This is a genomic window from Microcoleus sp. T3_D1 (assembly GCF_036700405.1).
Lineage (GTDB): Bacteria > Cyanobacteriota > Cyanobacteriia > Cyanobacteriales > Microcoleaceae > Microcoleus.
The window spans coordinates 21,471-39,247 of record NZ_JAUBOV010000031.1; the positions used below are offsets into that span (position 1 = coordinate 21,471).

The 17,777-nt window shown below is 47.3% G+C and carries 11 protein-coding genes; 6 read left to right on the plus strand and 5 right to left on the minus strand.

Going from position 1 to position 17,777, the window contains the following annotated elements:
• The first annotated feature begins 8 nt into the window (after positions 1-8).
• The 3 genes from QT992_RS15685 (at position 9) to QT992_RS15695 (ending at position 1,614) form a co-directional block, all read left to right on the plus strand.
• Positions 9-389 (plus strand): response regulator, encoded by a 381-nt coding sequence (locus QT992_RS15685; RefSeq protein ID WP_333318343.1) that lies wholly within the window; start codon positions 9-11, stop codon positions 387-389.
• 284 nt (positions 390-673) lie between these two features.
• Positions 674-1,093 carry a hypothetical protein gene (locus QT992_RS15690; RefSeq protein WP_333337787.1) on the plus strand — a complete coding sequence of 140 codons (420 nt, stop codon included), beginning with the start codon at positions 674-676 and terminating at the stop codon, positions 1,091-1,093.
• Positions 1,094-1,233: 140 nt separating this feature from the next.
• Positions 1,234-1,614 (plus strand): response regulator, encoded by a 381-nt coding sequence (locus tag QT992_RS15695; protein WP_333318350.1) that lies wholly within the window; start codon positions 1,234-1,236, stop codon positions 1,612-1,614.
• A gap of 565 nt (positions 1,615-2,179) precedes the next feature.
• On the opposite strand, the gene QT992_RS15700 is transcribed toward QT992_RS15695, so the two are convergent.
• From QT992_RS15700 to gatB, 5 genes are all read right to left on the minus strand, one after another.
• Positions 2,180-3,412: a pentapeptide repeat-containing protein gene (locus QT992_RS15700; protein ID WP_333318339.1), complete on the minus strand. Its 1,233-nt coding sequence runs from the start codon at positions 3,410-3,412 to the stop codon at positions 2,180-2,182.
• Between the two features lie 107 nt (positions 3,413-3,519).
• Complete coding sequence (locus QT992_RS15705) at positions 3,520-4,158, minus strand: Uma2 family endonuclease (RefSeq protein WP_333337791.1); 639 nt, start codon at positions 4,156-4,158, stop codon at positions 3,520-3,522.
• Between the two features lie 97 nt (positions 4,159-4,255).
• Complete coding sequence (locus QT992_RS15710) at positions 4,256-4,843, minus strand: Uma2 family endonuclease (protein ID WP_333337793.1); 588 nt, start codon at positions 4,841-4,843, stop codon at positions 4,256-4,258.
• A 39-nt stretch (positions 4,844-4,882) separates the two neighbouring features.
• Complete coding sequence (locus QT992_RS15715; protein ID WP_333377300.1) at positions 4,883-6,049, minus strand: pentapeptide repeat-containing protein; 1,167 nt, start codon at positions 6,047-6,049, stop codon at positions 4,883-4,885.
• A gap of 589 nt (positions 6,050-6,638) precedes the next feature.
• The gene (gene gatB / locus QT992_RS15720) at positions 6,639-8,141 is read right to left on the minus strand and encodes an Asp-tRNA(Asn)/Glu-tRNA(Gln) amidotransferase subunit GatB (RefSeq protein WP_333337801.1); all 1,503 of its coding nucleotides are present in this window, start codon (positions 8,139-8,141) and stop codon (positions 6,639-6,641) included.
• Positions 8,142-8,685: 544 nt separating this feature from the next.
• On the opposite strand from gatB, the gene QT992_RS15725 reads away from it, so the two are divergent.
• The 3 genes from QT992_RS15725 (at position 8,686) to QT992_RS15735 (ending at position 17,599) form a co-directional block, all read left to right on the plus strand.
• Complete coding sequence (locus QT992_RS15725; RefSeq protein ID WP_333318330.1) at positions 8,686-11,961, plus strand: PAS domain S-box protein; 3,276 nt, start codon at positions 8,686-8,688, stop codon at positions 11,959-11,961.
• Positions 11,962-12,322: 361 nt separating this feature from the next.
• Positions 12,323-15,535 (plus strand): EAL domain-containing protein, encoded by a 3,213-nt coding sequence (locus tag QT992_RS15730; RefSeq protein ID WP_333337804.1) that lies wholly within the window; start codon positions 12,323-12,325, stop codon positions 15,533-15,535.
• A gap of 474 nt (positions 15,536-16,009) precedes the next feature.
• The gene (locus QT992_RS15735) at positions 16,010-17,599 is read left to right on the plus strand and encodes a glycoside hydrolase family 57 protein (RefSeq protein WP_333337806.1); all 1,590 of its coding nucleotides are present in this window, start codon (positions 16,010-16,012) and stop codon (positions 17,597-17,599) included.
• The last annotated feature ends 178 nt before the right edge of the window (positions 17,600-17,777 follow it).

Sequence of the window (17,777 nt, forward strand, 5' to 3'; positions counted from 1 at the left end):
AAAATCCCATGACAGACAGACAAATTCTAGTTGTTGACGATGAAGAACACCTTCGGGAACTTGTGCAAGCCTGCTTAGAAGATTTAGGCGGATGGGAAACAGTGGGGGCCGGATCGGGAGAGGAATGTTTACAAATACTGCAAATAGAACAACCCAACGCTATTTTGCTAGATGTATCTATGCCGGGAATGGATGGGTTTGCCCTGTACGAGCTCCTCCAGTCCGATCCGATTACCCGATCGATTCCAGTGATTCTGGTGACAGCCAAAGTTTTGCCCAGCGATCGGGCTAAATTTGCCAAGATGGCGGTAGCTGGGGTAATTGCCAAACCGATCCAACCCATCACCTTGACGGAAGAAGTAGCAGAGATTTTGGGATGGGATGATTGACAATCAAGCATCCAGGATACCCGCCACGTGATTCATTCCGAAAGCAGACTCAGGACCGGTGAAATAAAAAACCTGTATCCGATGAAACTTGCCGAACGTATTTATCCGTGGGGTGAATGCTTCAATCGAAAATCGAAAATCCAAAATCGAAAATCCAAAATCGATTGACTTTCACCATTTTTGTCAATTTTTGTAACAATAACGGAATCTTTACCAATTCCTTACCGTTGCTATTTAGTCTCCTGTTATGCAGCTAACAGTTCTTTGCATTAGCAGGAGATTCGATGAATGCTTTTCAGGATTTTAATGATGTAAATCAGGACCTCGCAGGTTCATTTTCCGGTTGGCCCACTGGTTGTCAGCAATCCACACTTTGGATTGCTCGTACAGAGGAAACACCGATCGCAGCTATTAAAATTCAAGAAAAGGATGTGACACTTATCCTTAAAGTTCATATTTCTGACATTCATCTTGTCAAATTGAATCTCCAAATCACTCCAGAAACTGTTTTAATTCAAGGTCAACCTACCGAAGCGGCTGGAGTAGAAAGTTATTTCCTTCCTAATGGATTTCAAAGTCTCATCCCGTTGCCCCACCGCGTACACCCTGAAATCTATGGGGCTGAAATACACTCGGATGGTTTAACAATTCAGCTTGCTAAAGAGTTGAGAATTCCGCCATCCCAAGTTCGGATTCAAGTCTGACCTGCACATTTGAGCGATTGCTTAAAGATGTGTATTTGAGACCCAATTAGCAACCAAAAAATTGATTTCTAATCAACCCAAATAAAATGAACACTTTGCAACTAGCTAATTATGAGGGCAGTCTCCTGCCCGAAAGCAAGATGATAGGGAAACAAATTCTCATCGTTGATGATCAAGAACACCTCCGCGAACTGATACAGATGTGCCTGGAAGACCTCGCGGGATGGAATACCCTGGTGGCCGAATCAGGACAAGAATGTTTACAAATCCTACAAACAGAACGACCTAACGCTATTTTGCTGGATGTATCAATGCCGGGAATGGATGGGTTTGCTGTGTACGATCGTCTCCAATCCGATCCCATAACTCGATCGATTCCAGTGATTCTGCTGACAGCAAGAGTTTTGTCAAGTGATATGGCCAACTTTGCCAAAATGGGTGTTGCTGGGGTAATTCCCAAACCATTTGAAGCCACCAGCCTGCCGGGAAAAGTGGCAGAGATTTTGGGATGGGATGATTGACAATCAAGCATCCAGGATACCCGCCACGTGATTCATTCCGAAAGCAGACTCAGGACCGGTGAAATAAAAAACCTGTATCCGATAAAGGAGCCCCCGAATTTATCTAGCGCAAGTCAATGCTTCAATTCTTTAATCTAAAATCTAAAATCTAAAATCGATTGACACTCCCCGGTAGGGCAGAGGCAGGATTCTTAATAATTTACCTCTACATTCATAGAGTTGCTGCTTCAACCCAGCTTACAGCACTGGGCAACAAGAGAAAAATACACTTTCGTCGATAAAAAAGAGGTTTTTATGACAAGCTGTCCTTGCTGCACGAATCAAATGCTGCGTCACCTTCGCCACAGTCAAGTATACTGGTTTTGCCGTCAGTGTTGGCAAGAAATGCCTGTTTACCCTCTTAACAGCTACGGTTCATCGCCCTCTATAAATTTAGTTACAGACTTAAGGATTAAGAAGCAACTTTCTTGAAATGCGATAGTTTCAAGGTGAAATTCCATCGCACAGGCGTGATGCCCGTGCCACAATAGATGGGGATGAATGAAAGGGATCTCGCACTTACGGACTAAACCTCCTCAAAAATTGCGCCTCGCTGCTGTAGATTCACCTGCATCTCCTCATCCATTCCTGAATTATTCCCGAATCTGGCTGACTCGACATTCGCACCGCTGAAATTAGTATTTGTTAAGTTCACTTCCAGCAGATTTGCGCCGCTCAAATTGGCACCGCTGAGGTTAGCTAAAGCCAGACTTGCTTTGTGCAAATCTGCGCCGCTTAAATCAGCATTTCCTAAGAAAGCCCCACTCAAATCTGCACCGCCGAATTTGGCATTTTGCAGGTTGGCGTCGCTGAAATCGGCATCGTTTAAGGTTGCACCCCGGAAATTTGCCCGATCGAGATTTGCGCTGCTAAAATCCACTGCACTTAAAGTCGTTCCGCGCAAGCTGCTACCCGCGAAATCTAGTGCTGGGTTGAGATTGGCGATTTGGGCCAACTCTACAAAGTTGTCGGTTTCAGCGGAGATAATGCGATCGACCATTTCCTGCAATTCCGATTCAGCTTCCGGGACAATTGCCACTTCGCGCGGTTCAACCGGAGGCAAATTGTAGGACAATAGCGCCCAACTGAGGGCAGGTTGGAGTTTATTTGCTTGCAGGTATATAGTCAGGATTCTTTCTAAAACCGAATGTTGATTTGGCGTGATCTCGTGCGGCCACAAACCCTCCGCATCTGTGAGATTAATATCTTCTTTAGCAACTTCAAAAGCCGCTGCCATCCGAAATTCTTTCGCCGTTAATTCTCCCAGCTTAGCACTTTTTAGCAAACCTTTTAATACTGATTTGCCTTGTTCTACTGCAAAAATCCAAGCTGGCGTTGTATCATCGCTGATTGTGGAAACGTGACACAATATGCTCTCTGTTTCCTTAGTTTTTTCAGCCTTCTCCCCGCCCGGAACTCCCCGCTGACTTTCGGTTACTAAAATTTCTGCACTGCTTTGAATCGGTAGGGTTTCTTCTATTGGCAAAAGCTTGAAAGAACCGACTAACTGACGTGATGCTACGGGTATTTCGCATTTTTCTAGATAGAGTTTTAGCGTCCCGCCTTGCAGACCAAACTTAACGCGACCACCTAGCAGGGGTTCCCAATGCTCGTTAAAATTCAGGCTCAAGTGAATGTCAAGCTGCTGGGTTTGGGGTGCAACCGATGGAACGGGAATTGCTTCTAATTGCATCCACAAGCAATCTGGGTATTTGTTGTGAGACTCTAGCGATCGCATATCGGGTAGAATTGCTGGCACTACCAGCCTGTAATTGATATTTAAATTAGTTTATCATCTCTAGTTCATCACAACAAAGCTTTTTTTCGCGGGTTTAAATTGTAAATTTTGTTGAATTATATCCGCCCTCATGGGTTTTGCTGAATTTGGCTTTTTACCCAATTCCGAAATGCTTTCACTAATTCCAAATAGTCCATTGTTTCTGCTTGTTCCAAAAATCTGACAATCTCTAATATCGGTAAGCTAGGAAATGCTAAACTGATCTCGCACTCAACGTATTCTCCATTTTCTAATCTGTTGATTCTGAATCGCACTCCATTATAAATCCAAACTTCCGGCACTCCCAGATCCGCATAAATCTGCAAACTATTTTCGGAACGACTGGTAATATCAATTTCTACCACTAAATCCGGTGGCGGATCTTGATTCATGTCGATTCTTTTTTTGCCTTTAACTGCACTAACATTTTGGATGTAAAAACATTCATCAGGTTCTACACCGCTAAGTTCAGGGCGCTTGAAAGTTGTGGAACCCCGGGGGGCAATGTTGAGTTCCAATTCTTCTGCTAGGGTTTCAACAAATCGACCCATTACTTTTTTGTAAAGTTCGTGTTCTGGGGAGGGTACTCTAATTTCCAGATTGCCGCGATTATAGGTCAGTCGAATTTGCCGATCGCCGATTTCGGCAAGCAAATTTTCGTAGGTTTGCCAACTGATACCCGATAGCTGGACAATTTGTTCGGGTGGGGCGAGAGTTTTAGCCGTCATAGTGCTACTTTGGTGAAGAGTTCAATCGCACTTTTGCATTATATCATCAATCCGGGCGATGGCTACGCCCCGGCCCCGGCCTACGCACTTCTCACCTTCACTCACCCATCTGCGCCGGAAATACCGCAGATAAATCGAGAGACAAATCTGGGAAACCTGGAATTACCACAACCTCATTCGGCAAAACCACTCGTTTGACTCGATAATCGAAACCACCTCTTTGTTTTTGATAAGGTTCGCTGTGCATTTCCAGTTGAATATCTACCAAATTAAATATCCAATAATCAGAAATTCCCGATTCAGCATAGAGAGATAACTTGGTTCTCCTGTCGTATTTCAAAGTAGAATCAGAAACCTCAATTACCAACAAAATATCAGCAGGCTGCGGGTGAGAAGATAAATAATTATCAGAACGATTGCAAGCAATAACAACATCAGGCTCTGGTTCGCTATCAGCCGACAAAATAATCGGCTCTTGACCGCGCACGATCGCTCGTTCTTCCAGCAGTGGGTACAATTTTTTAAGCAATAGCGAGTTGCAAACAGAGTGAAACGTACCTTTGGCAGCCATTTTGATAATTTCTCCGCGAATCAATTCAAATCGGTTATCGGACTCAAAAAAACCCAGTTCTTCCAAACGGTGATATTCGGCGATCGAGAATCGTTTTGCAGTTACGGCAGTCATAGCTTTTGTTACCCTCTACAATTACTAACATTCCCCATTCTACTCAAAAATCCCGCCCCGTGTCCTCAATTCAACCTTCAGGGCTTCCGAAATTCCCACACAACCAGAAAAGTTCGCATTTTTTACCACCGTATTTTTCAAATCAGCGCGGGTCAAATCAGCACCGTTTAAAATCGCACCACTCAAATTAACACCGCTTAAATCAGCATTTTTGAAATCAGTATTTGTCAAATTTGCATTTACCAAAATCGCATTCGGTAAATAAGCACTGCTCAAGTTGGCGTCGGTTAAATTTGCACCGGTTAAATTTGCCCTCGGCAGCTTGGTTCGCAAATCTGCACCGCTCAAATTGGCGCTGCTGAGTTCAGCATCCCGCAAATTAGCATTGCACAAATTAGCATCAATTAAAATAGCAGCGCTCAGCAAAGCACCGCTGAGATCCGCCAAAGTCAAATCGGCGCCTCGGAGGTTGGTTTCGCGCAAATCCGCACCGTTAAAATCAGCGTAGTGCAAGTCAAAACCGCTTAAATTAGCCCCAGCAAAGTCCTCAATCGGATTCAAACCAACGGTTTCGGCAAGTTGTACAAAACTATTATTTTTATCAGTTAAAAACAGTTCCCGGACGATCGCCAATTGCTCCTGTCGGTACTCGTCGGCTTTCTCGTAATCTGCTAAATACTTGTAACCGAGCTTCAAATACTTGAGAGCATTGCGCTCAATGCGATCGTCCTTGCTGGCGCGCGCGATCGACAACTGCTGGTGATAGCATTCGATCGCACCAGGCAAATCTCCCTTAGCATCGTAAGCTAGCGCCAAATTACCCAAAGTTTCCAACTCAGAGCGCCCGTCGCCAGTATCCCGCGCGATCGCCAAACGCTGCTGCTGGTAATCAATAGCACTAGAAAAATCCTCCAGAGCACAGCAAGCATTGCCCAGATTTCCCAAAGCATTTGCCTCACCCCGGCGATCGCCAATTTCCCGCGCTAACACCAAATGCTGCTGGTAGCAGTCGATCGCCTGAGCATAATTTCCCAGCGCTTCGTAAGCTACGCCCATATTACCCAGCGCCGCACCCGATCGGCGCTTATCGTCCATTGAGCGATACAGCCCCAGCGCTTCCTGCCAAGAACCCAGCGCCGCCTCAAATTGACGCGCCTGATATTGCGAAATCCCCTGCTTGATTAGCTCGCTAGCTTGTTCGCTCATACTGTCAAAATTAGGTAATAACTCAAGCTGATATTAACTGAGATATTGCACCATTCTCGCTTAACAGGCAAGATGCCTGTTCCACAAGAAAATTCATTCTTTGTGGAACAGGCATCTTGCCTGTTCATAAAAGCTTATTGAGAATGGTGCAGCATTTCAGTATTAATCGACTCAAAGCGGTAATTGCAAATCGGTAATCAGTAATCGGGAATCGGTATAGCCCATCCCCCTCTCCCCCATCCGTATTTTCACGTCCGTGCAAAAAAAAAAGACAAAAAAAGAGAGAGCTACCTAAGTAACTCTCTCTGCCATCAGGGTGCATCTACATAACACAATATAACACAACCGGGATGAGGGGTGTTACCCCCAAACGTGAAGATGTTGTAAAGAAATGTATATTAATTATAAAGTTACGAGCCAGGGAGAAGGGTCATTCGATTTTAGATTTGAGATTTTGGATTTTGGATTGACCCCACGGATAAATTACGTGGCGGGTACCATCCAGAAATTCTTGGCCAGAGGGCGGCGGGATCGGGGAAAACCGATCGCCCGCCGCTGTATCCGCTACACGACCCCCTTAACGACTTGCTTAGCCTGGGGCGTTAAGCTTCGCCGCCAGCAGCTCATTGGTCAGTTTGGGATCGGCCCGGCCGCCCGTTTCCTTCATCACCTTGCCGACAAAAAAGCCCAGCAGCTTAGTTTTACCGGCTCGGTACTGTTCGAGCTCCTTGGGATTGGCGGCCAACACGGCATCGATCGCTCGATCGATCGCCCCAGTATCCGAAATTTGAATCAAACCCTTGCTCTCAACGAACTTCTGAGGCGAACCACCGTTTGCCAGCAACTCCGGCAAAATATCCTTAGCAATTTTGCCGCTGATCGTACCGGCCTCAATTAGCCCCAGCAGTTCGGCTAAATCCTGCGGTTGAAAAGGAATTTCTGCGATCGCCAGTTTTTCATTTTTCAGATAAGCAGTAATATCGCCCATCACCCAATTCGCCGCTTGTTTAGCCACAGCACCGGCGGCGATCGACTTTTCAAAATACTCCGCCACCGCTTTGTCGTCAGTCAGCACCCGCGCGTCGTAGGGAGAAAGACCGAGCTCAGTTTCGTAGCGATTGCGCTTCATTGCCGGCAATTCCGGCAGTTGAGCTTGCCAATCCTGCAATTGCTCGGCTGAAACTTTGATCGGAGGCAAATCTGGTTCCGGGAAATACCGGTAATCGCTTGCACCTTCCTTAATCCGCATACTGAAAGTACACTGCTTGTTTTCATCCCACAGCCGGGTTTCTTGGATGATGGTTTCGCCATTTTCCACAGCTTGAATTTGCCGCTCGATCTCGTAATCGATCGCCCGTTCGATCGCATTAAAAGAGTTCATATTTTTAATTTCCACCTTCGTGCCGAACTCTTTTTGGCCAACGGGGCGCACCGAAATATTCACGTCGCACCGCAGCGAGCCTTCCTGCATATTCCCGTCGCCAACACCGATGTAGCGCACGATCCGGCGCAATTCTTGACCGTATTCGGCAGCTTCCGCGCCCGATCGCAAATCCGGTTCCGAAACAATTTCGATTAGAGGCACACCGGCGCGGTTGTAATCCACCATTGAATAAGTAGAACCGCTCAACCGATCGCTGCCGCCGTGAACCAATTTTCCGGCATCTTCCTCCATGTGCAAGCGAGTGATCCCGATTTTTTTTCTAGTAGAATTTCCCGTCTCATCCACGAGTTCAATTTCTAGCCAACCGTTAGTAGCGATCGGCAAATCGAACTGAGAAATTTGATAATTTTTCGGCAAATCGGGATAGAAATATTGCTTGCGGTCAAACTTACTGTAAGGTGCGATGGAGCAGTTGAGAGCCAGCCCTGCTTTCACCGCATACTCCAGCACTTTTTGATTTAATACTGGCAACACTCCCGGCATTCCCATACAAATTGGGTCAATGTTAGTATTTGGGGCATTGCCAAATTCTGTAGAAGAACTGGAGAAAATTTTAGTATTCGTACTCAATTGACAATGAGTTTCGAGACCGATAATGGCTTCGTACTGAGTTTGGTTTTTTATCGAAGAGGGTGCAGCAGCAGTCATAAGCGATTTAAAAGACTGAATAACTTTAGATTTTATTTTAGCTTTTTATTGACCAAACTGATGGGAGATTATTGGTAGGTAGGGGCGGTTTCATTGGTGTCAACCAGCCCGTCCAACCCTCAGTCCGACAGGGGGTTAAAGCCCTGCCCGACTTTGAGAAAGCGTGTTTAGTTGAGACAAATGGGGATCTGCATAGGCAACGCCCTGCTACAGATTGGCGATCGACCCCAGCCCGCAGCCACGCCGAGATCCTTTTGATCGCCCCCAAACAACAACTCTGTGCAAAAATATAGTTAGGGTCAGCTCCTGCCCGCACCCTTCCCTTACCCAGGAGAATTTTAGATCGATCCACCACAATTGCCGATCGATCTGCACCCCAGATCCTTTTACTGGCAGTCTTTAATAACGCCGCCCGCCTCCAACGATCGGCTCCACGCACCGACTAAAAATTAAAAATGTATAATTTAACAGGAAATTACATATTTTTAATTTTTAAGCTTTAATTTTGAATTCTCAAAGTAACACTTGTCTAAGTGTCAAAAATATGCCTGAAATTCCAGTTGAAAGTGCCACACTGTTTCAGAACAGCATCACTGAGCTAGAGCAGGCGGAATCAGCCCTCGAACTCGCTTGGAACGAACTCGAAAAACAAACAGCAGAAACCATTGCTCACATTGCCAAAGCCGGCTCAGCAAACGCACAGGAACTCAGCGCTCGCTTGACCGAGGCGAAGCAACTCCGCCAACAACTTCAAACTCAAATAAAAAAAGCCCACTCGCGCCGGGAATTTCACCTAGAAAACTCACCAATGGCAGTGGTAGAGTGGGACAAAGAATTTCGGGTAGTGCGGTGGTCGCCAATGGCCGAACAAATATTTGGCTGGAGTGCAGCCCAAGTAATCGGCAAATACTGGCACGAATGGTCAATAGTTCATCAAGAAGACTTCGAGCAAGTGTGCGCCGTCACAAATCAACTGTTACACAGCAGAGAAACCCGCAACGTTTGCCGCAACCGCAACTATACCAAAGATGGCTCGGTAATTTACTGCGAATGGTACAATTCTGCACTCATCGATGAATCGGGAAGAGTAGTTTCAATTCTATCTTTTGCCAGAGACATAACCGATTTCCACCGCACTCAAGAAGAACTGCACCGACGCGAACAAGCTTTCAGCGCCCTAGCGGAAAATGCTACCGATATCATCGCCCGGTTCGATCGCAAACTACGCCTCCTTTACATCAACCCAGCAGTAGAATCAACAACTGGAAAACCAGCCGCCAAATTGATTGGCAAAACCAACCAAGAAGCTGGAATGCCGCCCCACTTGTGCGACCTGTGGGATGAGGCTTTTATGAAAGTTTTGGGTAGTGGCAAACAAGAAACCATAGAATTTGAGTTTCCCACTCCCGATGGCATAAAACATTACCACTGTCGAGTCATTCCCGAATTTGCTGAAGACAATTCAGTAGAAACAGTTTTATCCATCTCCCGCGACATCACAGAACTAAAACAAGTCGAAGATCAGTTGCGCCAAAGCGAATCCAAATTTAAAGCCATAGTTGATTCTAACATGCTCGGCCTAATTTTTTGGGATCTTAACGGCAGCATTACAGATGCCAACGCCGCTTTTTTAAACACCGTAAACTATACGCGGGACGATCTGCTTTCAGGAAGAGTTAACTGGCAAGAAATGACACCGCCCGAATACGTGCGTTTAGATACAGCAAAAGTCGCCGAACTGAAGGCTAGAAATACGGTTCTTCCCTTTGAAAAAGAATTTATACGCTCCGATGGTAGCCGCGTTCCGGTGCTGCTGGGCAGCACATTTTTAGAAGGAACGAAGCAGTTAGGCGTTAGTTTTGTGCTGGACTTAAGCGAGCGCAAGCAGGCCGAATTGGAACTGCAAAAGCACCAGCAACTTTTAGAGAGTATTGTTACAACAATACCTAACTTTCTATACATTTACGATGCAGTAGACAGCCAAAATATTTATGCAAATGAATCGGTCACAGCCATGCTGGGATACACTCCCCAAGAATTGCAAGATTTGGGTAAAGACGCTTTAGCCAACTTAGTTCATCCCGATGATATGTTAAAGCTAATTACAGGTATGGAGCGACTCAAACACAGCAGGAATCCCTATGAAACCGATGACAGAGACTACAGAATCAAACACAAAAATGGGGAATGGCGCTGGGTGCACGATCGCTCTAAAATTTTCAAAAGAACCCCAGACGGACAAATTTTACAATTTATCGGTTCCGTACTCGACATCAGCGATCGCAAACAAGCCGAAGAATCATTAAAACAGCAAAAAGAACTGCTGCAAACTATATTCGACAACGTGCCAGTCATGCTCGCATTCTTGGACAAAAACAGTCAAATAAACTGGGTAAACCGCCACTGGGAAGAAGTGCTAGGCTGGAGTTTGGCAGAAATCACAAACCGGGATATCTTGGCCGAATTTTATCTGCAGCCAGAAGACCGTCAATATGTTTGGGATGAAATTGAAGCAGCAAATCCGAACTGGAGCGACTTCAAAACAAAAGTTAGAGACGGGCGAATTATCGACACTTCTTGGGCCAATGTTCGTCTTTCGGACGGCAGGTGTATCAGCATTGGTCAAGATATTACCGAACGCAAACGAGTAGAAGCTGAACTTAAAGAACTCAACGAAACTTTAGAAGCTCAAGTCGCGCAGCGTACCGCAGAATTAGAAACTTTTTTTGATGCTTTGCCCGATCACATTTTTGTGGTAGAGCGCGAGAAGATGTGCCTGTCTTTTGTCAACCAATCTGTGGCCCACACTGCTGGATTAAATAGCAGGAAGGAGATGCAGGGAAAAACTATTTTTGAATGTTTTTCCCCAGAAATAGCCGCCAAATTCTGTAGGGAAAATTCCCAGGTGTTTGAAACAGGGGAAACTATGCACTTGCAGGATAAATTTGTGATATCGGGCGACACTACTTACTACGATACTTTTAAAATTCCCCTGAGAAATATCGAGGGCGAGGTTTATGCTTTAATTGGCACTTCTCGCGATATCACTGAGTTGGTAGAGACAAAACAAGCTTTGTCAGAACGGACAGAGCAATTAGAAGCTGCCAATCAAGAATTAGAATCTTTTTCTTACTCAGTTTCCCACGACTTGCGCGCACCTTTGCGACACATTTCAGGTTTTGTAGAAGCGTTGAAACAGCGACTAGAATTAACTGAGGCTTTGAGCGATTCCAAAATAGTTCACTATATGGAAATAATTGAAGACAGCAGCCAAAAGATGAGCCTGTTGATTGACGGTTTGCTCGCCCTGTCGCGGGTGACTCGCACCGAGTTGAGGCAAATTCCGATCGATCTGAGCCGTTTGGTACAAAATGCGATTAAATTGACTAAACCACCAACTGTCGCAGATCCGCCCCAAACTCCCCACAGCGTTGAATTTGCCGTCGGAGATTTGCCGACAGTAATGGGAGATCCAACGTTGCTGCAACAGGTGTTCAGCAACTTAATTAGCAACGCCGTCAAGTTCAGCCGCGGACGCACTCCGGCTACAATAGTTATTGAGGGTTTACCGGATGGGACGATTTTTGTCAAGGATAACGGGGTGGGTTTTCCGATGGAATATGCCGATCGCCTGTTTGGAGCCTTTCAGAGGCTGCACTCCCAGAGAGAATTTGAAGGTACCGGCATCGGTTTGGCGATCGTCCAGCGGATTATTCACCGCCACGGCGGCACGGTTTGGGCCGAAAGCCTACCTAGTCAAGGAGCCACCTTTTACTTTAAACTAGGGCAAACAATCTCAAACGGTAGTAGAGATTCGTAAGTTAAGTGTATAAGAGTTTTAAATTTAGAATTTAAAACTCTTATACACTTAAATAAGTCACAATCGGTGAGAACATGAGAATTTTGGTGTGACAGGAGTGTGCACTCTCAGGGATGGAAGCGAAATATCTAGCCTTGGCTGTGCCAGATGCTCGTACTCCTAAAAAAGGCTGTTTTAAAAATTGGGATGATCCCCAATCGGTTCGGTCAGCCCTCGACGGTCGGTGCTAAATAAAGGTTTTGAGAGTAGAGTATATAATTGATTTTGCTAAAAATATCGAGATAAAATTAACAACCCAACTCACTCTAAAAAATTACTAGCAACAACACGAATAACCAATTGAAAACATCCCCAATACCTTATGTTAGATATAAATCAGACTAACTATCTACTAAAAATGGTTGCGGAATCAACATTAAAATTGTTGATTATCGAAGACATGGCAGAAGATATGGAATTAATAGTGCTCGCCTTAGAGTCGGGAGGGGTAAATTTTAAGTGCGACACCGCAGAAACAGCAGCAGAGTGCAGAAAACTGCTGGAGAATTGCAAGTACGATGCTGTACTCTCAGATTACCGCCTCCCCGGATTCAACGGTTTAGAAGTGTTGAAATTAATGCAGGAATTAGGGCAAGACATACCCTTGATTTTAGTAACGGGAAGTTTGGGAGAAGAAGCGGCAGTTGAGTGCATCAAAGCCGGAATGACCGATTACGTCTTAAAAGGGCGGCTGTTTAGGTTGCCAACAGTCTTAGAACGCTCGCTCCAAGAATACAAAATGCGGCGCCAGCAACAAGAAGCGATCGCCAAAATTCAGCGGCAAGCGACTCGTGAAGCGATCGTCAACCGCATCCTCCAAGCCATGCGCTTCACCCTTGTACTCGACGAAGTGCTGCAAACCACCGCAGATCAACTGCACGAAGCTCTCGAAATCAGCGGCTGCGCGATATTGCAGCCAGATGCTGAAGGCAGGATCGGGATTCGCTACATGAGCTTAAAGGCAGCCGGCAGAGAACGGGCGATCGGTCTAAATTGCGACTTTGCCCAACACTATCGCTTCTCCCTCGCCCGCGGAGAAGCGATCGCCCTCGCCGAGTTATCGACTCTGGGCCCGGAACTGCAAGCATCAGCGGAATTTTTAGGGTTTCACTCGATCGCGATCGCACCGCTGCTCTACCAGCAATCATTTTTGGGAGGAATTTGCCTCTACCAGTGCGATCGCGCCCGCTCTTGGACTACAGAAGAACTATCGCTAGTCAAAGCCATAGCCGATCAGTGCGCGATCGCGATCCACCAAGCCGAACTCTACCAACAAGCCCAAAATGAACTTGCAGAACGCAAGCGCGCCGAAGCAGCAGTCTGCGGCATCCAGCAGCAGCTAGCCACAATGGCAGCCAACATTCCCGGCTCAGTCTACCGCACCGTGCTGCATCCAGATGGCACAATGTCCATGCCCTACATCAGTCCGGGCGTGCGCGAAGTTACTGGGTTCGGGGCAGAAGAAGTGATTTCGCACCCGGAACTCTTGACCGAAATCATCCATCCAGAGGACAAAAGCTCGTGTGACAGACGCGTAGCAGCATCGAGAGCGACTCTTTTGCCGTGCGATCGCCAGTACCGCATCGTTCTGAGATCGGGGGAAGTCAAGTGGGTGCAAGACAGCGCTAAATTTTCCAAAAACGAAAACGGCGACGTAATTATAGACGGAGTAGCCCTCGACATCAGCGATCGCAAACAAGCAGAATCAGCCCTGCGCCAAAGCGAACAGCGATTTCGCTCGCTGATTGAAAACGCCACAGACATCACGATCATTCTCGACGCCCAAGGAATCTTCCGCTACATCAGCCCTTCCGTCAAGCGAATTTTAGGATACGCGCCCCACCAGGCGATCGGCCGCAGCGCCTTAGAAATAGTTCACCCCGACGACTGCGCCACGATCGCCGAAACCCTCCACAAAGCCATTGAAAACCCCAAAAGAAGCCAGTGCCCAGTTGAGTACCGAGTCCGACACCGCAACGGTTCCTGGTGTTATGTAGAAGCTGTAGCCACCAACTTGCTGTACGATCCGGCAGTCAAGGGAATCGTGATTAACTGTCACGACATCACTCAGCGCAAACTCGCCGAAGAACAACTGCTGCACGATGCTTTTCACGACGCCCTCACCGGATTGCCCAACCGATCGCTATTTACCGATCGGCTCGAACACGCTCTGAGGCTGGCAAAACGGCGCAAAGACTACTCGTTTGCCGTGCTGTTTCTCGATTTAGATAGATTTAAAGTAGTCAACGATTCCCTCGGCCACGCCATCGGCGATCAACTGCTAGTATCGATCGCGCGGCGTCTGGAAGCGTGTCTGAGGCCCGGAGATACAGTGGCCCGCCTGGGAGGAGACGAGTTTGTGCTGTTGCTAGAAGACATCGAGGGCATCAATGAAGCTACCACCATTGTCAACCGCCTGCAAAAGAAAATCACTTCCCCTCTCCTTCTAGACGGACACGAAGTATTTATCACCGCCAGCATCGGCATAGCTTTGAGTTCTGGCGAATACGTGGAACCGACAACCCTGCTGCGCGACGCCGACACAGCAATGTACCGCGCCAAAGAACTCGGCAGAGCCCGACACGAAGTTTTCAACAGTTCCATGCACGCCCACGCTTTGCGGCTGTTGCAGCTAGAAAACGACCTGCGGCGGGCGATCGAATCAATTAGAGAGCCGGCCAGAGAAGAAGACTTTCCCCCATTCCCCGAATCAGCCTTACCTCCCTTATCCGCAGCGCCACAGTTTATTATTCACTACCAGCCGATCGTGTCGATCGCCAATAACACAATTACCGGTTTTGAGGCCCTAGTGCGCTGGCAGCATCCAGAACGCGGCTTAGTTTCCCCCGGTGAATTCATCACCATTGCCGAAGAAACCGGCTTGATCGTACCCCTCGGCCGCTGGGTACTCCGCACAGCTTGCCACCAAATCCGCCAGTGGCAGCAGCTATTTCCCAGCAACCCCCCCTTAAGCGTTAGCGTCAACATTTCTGTCAAACAGTTTTCTCAGCCAGACTTAATTGAATACATCGACCAAGTTCTTCAAGAAACTAACCTCGACGGCAGCAGTTTAAAACTAGAAATTACCGAAAGCGTACTCATAGAAAATTCCGAATCAGTAACAGCAATGCTGGTGCAGCTCAGAACCAGAAACATACACTTGTGCATTGACGACTTCGGCACCGGCTATTCCTCGCTCTCCTACCTGCACCGCTTCCCCACCAATACCTTAAAAATAGACCGCTCTTTTGTTAGCAGGATGGGAGGTGAGTTCGATTTCAGTAAAGGAGGCATTGACCCGACAGAAATTGTGCGGTCGATTGTTACTTTGTCCCACAATTTAGGCATGGATGTAGTAGCCGAAGGAGTCGAAGAAGCCTCGCAACTATCTATACTAAAAGGGTTAAAATGCGAGTACGCCCAGGGATTCTTTTTCTCAAAGGCAGTAGACTCTCAAACAGCAGCAGCCCTAATCCGACAGCAAGCAGAAAATCAGAATTTGCTGACATTTAGTTTGTTAGAGAAAGGCCATTAAAAAAACACGCCATTTTGTGAGTCCCGTTTCAGCATAAAATCTTAAAATATTTTAAAGCTGTCCCTAAATGGCGTCAGTTAATAACTACGGCATCCAAATCACTGTCAGTAACGAGCGGGCTAAAGCCACGCTCGCTTGTAAGATTAATCGAAACAAGCTGTACTGACCCGCCTAAGTCTTCACTGACTACGTTGTTAGGGTCACGACACTCCTTGAATGCGACGCTAGTTTTCTGCTATGTCGCTTGTAGTTAAACAGTCTTAAAGTCACTCTCGACAGTGCTGCAAGCCTAACAAGCCCTTACAACATTGGCAAAGCGAACATTACCTAGAAATAGGTCGGAGACAACCATATCTCCTTGAGGGGCAACCATACCCCTCTCCCCGCAAGGGGATTCAAGGCGGTTGAAACCGCCGAGTCGTTTCCCTCTCAGGACTAAAGTCTCGCTCGTTTCCCACTTACCGAACTTTTTTTATGACTATTGGCTACCTCGCCCTCGTTCTCCACGCCCACTTGCCTTTTGTCCGCCACCCGGAAAGCGACTACGTTTTAGAAGAAGAATGGCTGTTTGAGGCGATCGCGGAAACCTACATTCCCCTGCTGCAAGTCTTTGAAGGGCTCAAGCGCGACGGCATCGACTTTAAAATTACCATGAGCATGACGCCGCCCTTGGTTGCCATGCTGCGCGACCCCTTGCTGCAAGACCGTTTCGACGACCACTTGGCTAAACTCGAAGAACTAGCCGATCTCGAAATCGAACACAACAGCGGCAACGGCCACCTCCGCTATTTAGCAGAACATTACGCCGCCCACTTCTCTCAAGTCCGCAACTTTTGGGAAAAGTACGATCGAGATTTAGTCAAAGCCTTCAAAGAACACCAAGATACCAACAACCTCGAAATCATCACCTGCGGTGCCACCCACGGCTACCTACCGCTGATGAAAATGTACCCCGAAGCAGTTTGGGCACAAATTCAAGTAGCTTGCGACAACTACGAAGCAAACTTCGGCCGCCGACCAAAAGGCATTTGGCTGCCCGAATGCGCCTACTATGAAGGCTTAGAGCGGATGTTAGCCGACGCCGGCCTCCGCTACTTTCTCACAGACGGTCACGGCATCCTCTACGCCCGCCCGCGTCCCCGCTACGGCAGCTACGCCCCAATTTTCACCGAAAGCGGAGTCGCAGCCTTCGGCCGGGATCACGAATCCTCGCAGCAGGTTTGGTCTTCCGAAGTCGGCTATCCAGGGGCCGCCGAATACCGCGAATTCTACAAAGATTTGGGCTGGGAAGCTGACTACGATTACATTAAGCCCTACATCATGCCCAACGGCCAGCGGAAAAATACCGGGATTAAATATCACAAAATCACCGGTCGCGGATTGGGTTTAGGCGATAAACAGTTGTACGATCCGTACTGGGCACGGGAAAAAGCAGCCGAACACGCCAGCAACTTTGCTTTCAACCGCGAACGCCAAGTCGAACACCTCAACGGCATTATGCAGCGTCCGCCGATTATTGTTTCGCCTTACGACGCCGAACTTTTCGGTCACTGGTGGTACGAAGGGCCTTGGTTCTTAGATTACCTATTCCGCAAGAGTTGGTACGACCAAAATACCTACGAGATGACGCACTTAGCCGATTATTTGCGGGGAAATCGGACTCAGCAAGTGTGCCGCCCGTCTCAGTCTAGCTGGGGTTTCCGGGGTTTCCACGAATATTGGTTGAATGAGACGAATGCTTGGATTTACCCGCATTTGCACAAGGCTGCGGAACGGATGATTGAGTTGGGAAGTATGGAACCGGAAGATGAATTGCAATATCGTGCTTTGAATCAGGCGGCGCGGGAAGTGCTGCTAGCTCAATCATCTGACTGGGCGTTTATCATGCGTACAGGAACGATGGTGCCCTATGCAGTGCGGCGGACTCGATCGCACTTAATGCGCTTTCACAAGCTTTACGATGAAGTGAAAGAAGGGAAAGTTGATTCGGGTTGGTTGGAGAAAGTTGAGGAGATTGATAATATTTTCCCTGAAATTAACTATCGCGTTTATCGATCGCTTTAACGTAAAGTTACTCGTTCCCAGGCTGTGCTCATTGGTAACAACTTAACATTAAACCGACCGTTTCTCTGGTTGTAGCGAAGTCTCGATCCCCCCTAACCCCCCTTAATAAGGGGAGTAGGGGGTGGGACAAGATTCTTATCAAAGTCAACCCCTACTACCCTTTTTAAGGGGGATTTAG

Bases quoted from the DNA above. Each gene is read 5' to 3' on its own strand.
- QT992_RS15715 (WP_333377300.1), bottom strand. From the start codon at position 6,049: ATGAGCGAACAAGCTAGCGAGCTAATCAAGCAGGGGATTTCGCAATAT.
- QT992_RS15690 (WP_333337787.1), top strand. From the start codon at position 674: ATGAATGCTTTTCAGGATTTTAATGATGTAAATCAGGACCTCGCAGGT.
- QT992_RS15695 (WP_333318350.1), top strand. From the start codon at position 1,234: ATGATAGGGAAACAAATTCTCATCGTTGATGATCAAGAACACCTCCGC.
- QT992_RS15710 (WP_333337793.1), bottom strand. From the start codon at position 4,843: ATGACTGCCGTAACTGCAAAACGATTCTCGATCGCCGAATATCACCGT.
- QT992_RS15725 (WP_333318330.1), top strand. From the start codon at position 8,686: ATGCCTGAAATTCCAGTTGAAAGTGCCACACTGTTTCAGAACAGCATC.
- QT992_RS15705 (WP_333337791.1), bottom strand. From the start codon at position 4,158: ATGACGGCTAAAACTCTCGCCCCACCCGAACAAATTGTCCAGCTATCG.
- QT992_RS15735 (WP_333337806.1), top strand. From the start codon at position 16,010: ATGACTATTGGCTACCTCGCCCTCGTTCTCCACGCCCACTTGCCTTTT.
- QT992_RS15730 (WP_333337804.1), top strand. From the start codon at position 12,323: ATGTTAGATATAAATCAGACTAACTATCTACTAAAAATGGTTGCGGAA.
- gatB (WP_333337801.1), bottom strand. From the start codon at position 8,141: ATGACTGCTGCTGCACCCTCTTCGATAAAAAACCAAACTCAGTACGAA.
- QT992_RS15685 (WP_333318343.1), top strand. From the start codon at position 9: ATGACAGACAGACAAATTCTAGTTGTTGACGATGAAGAACACCTTCGG.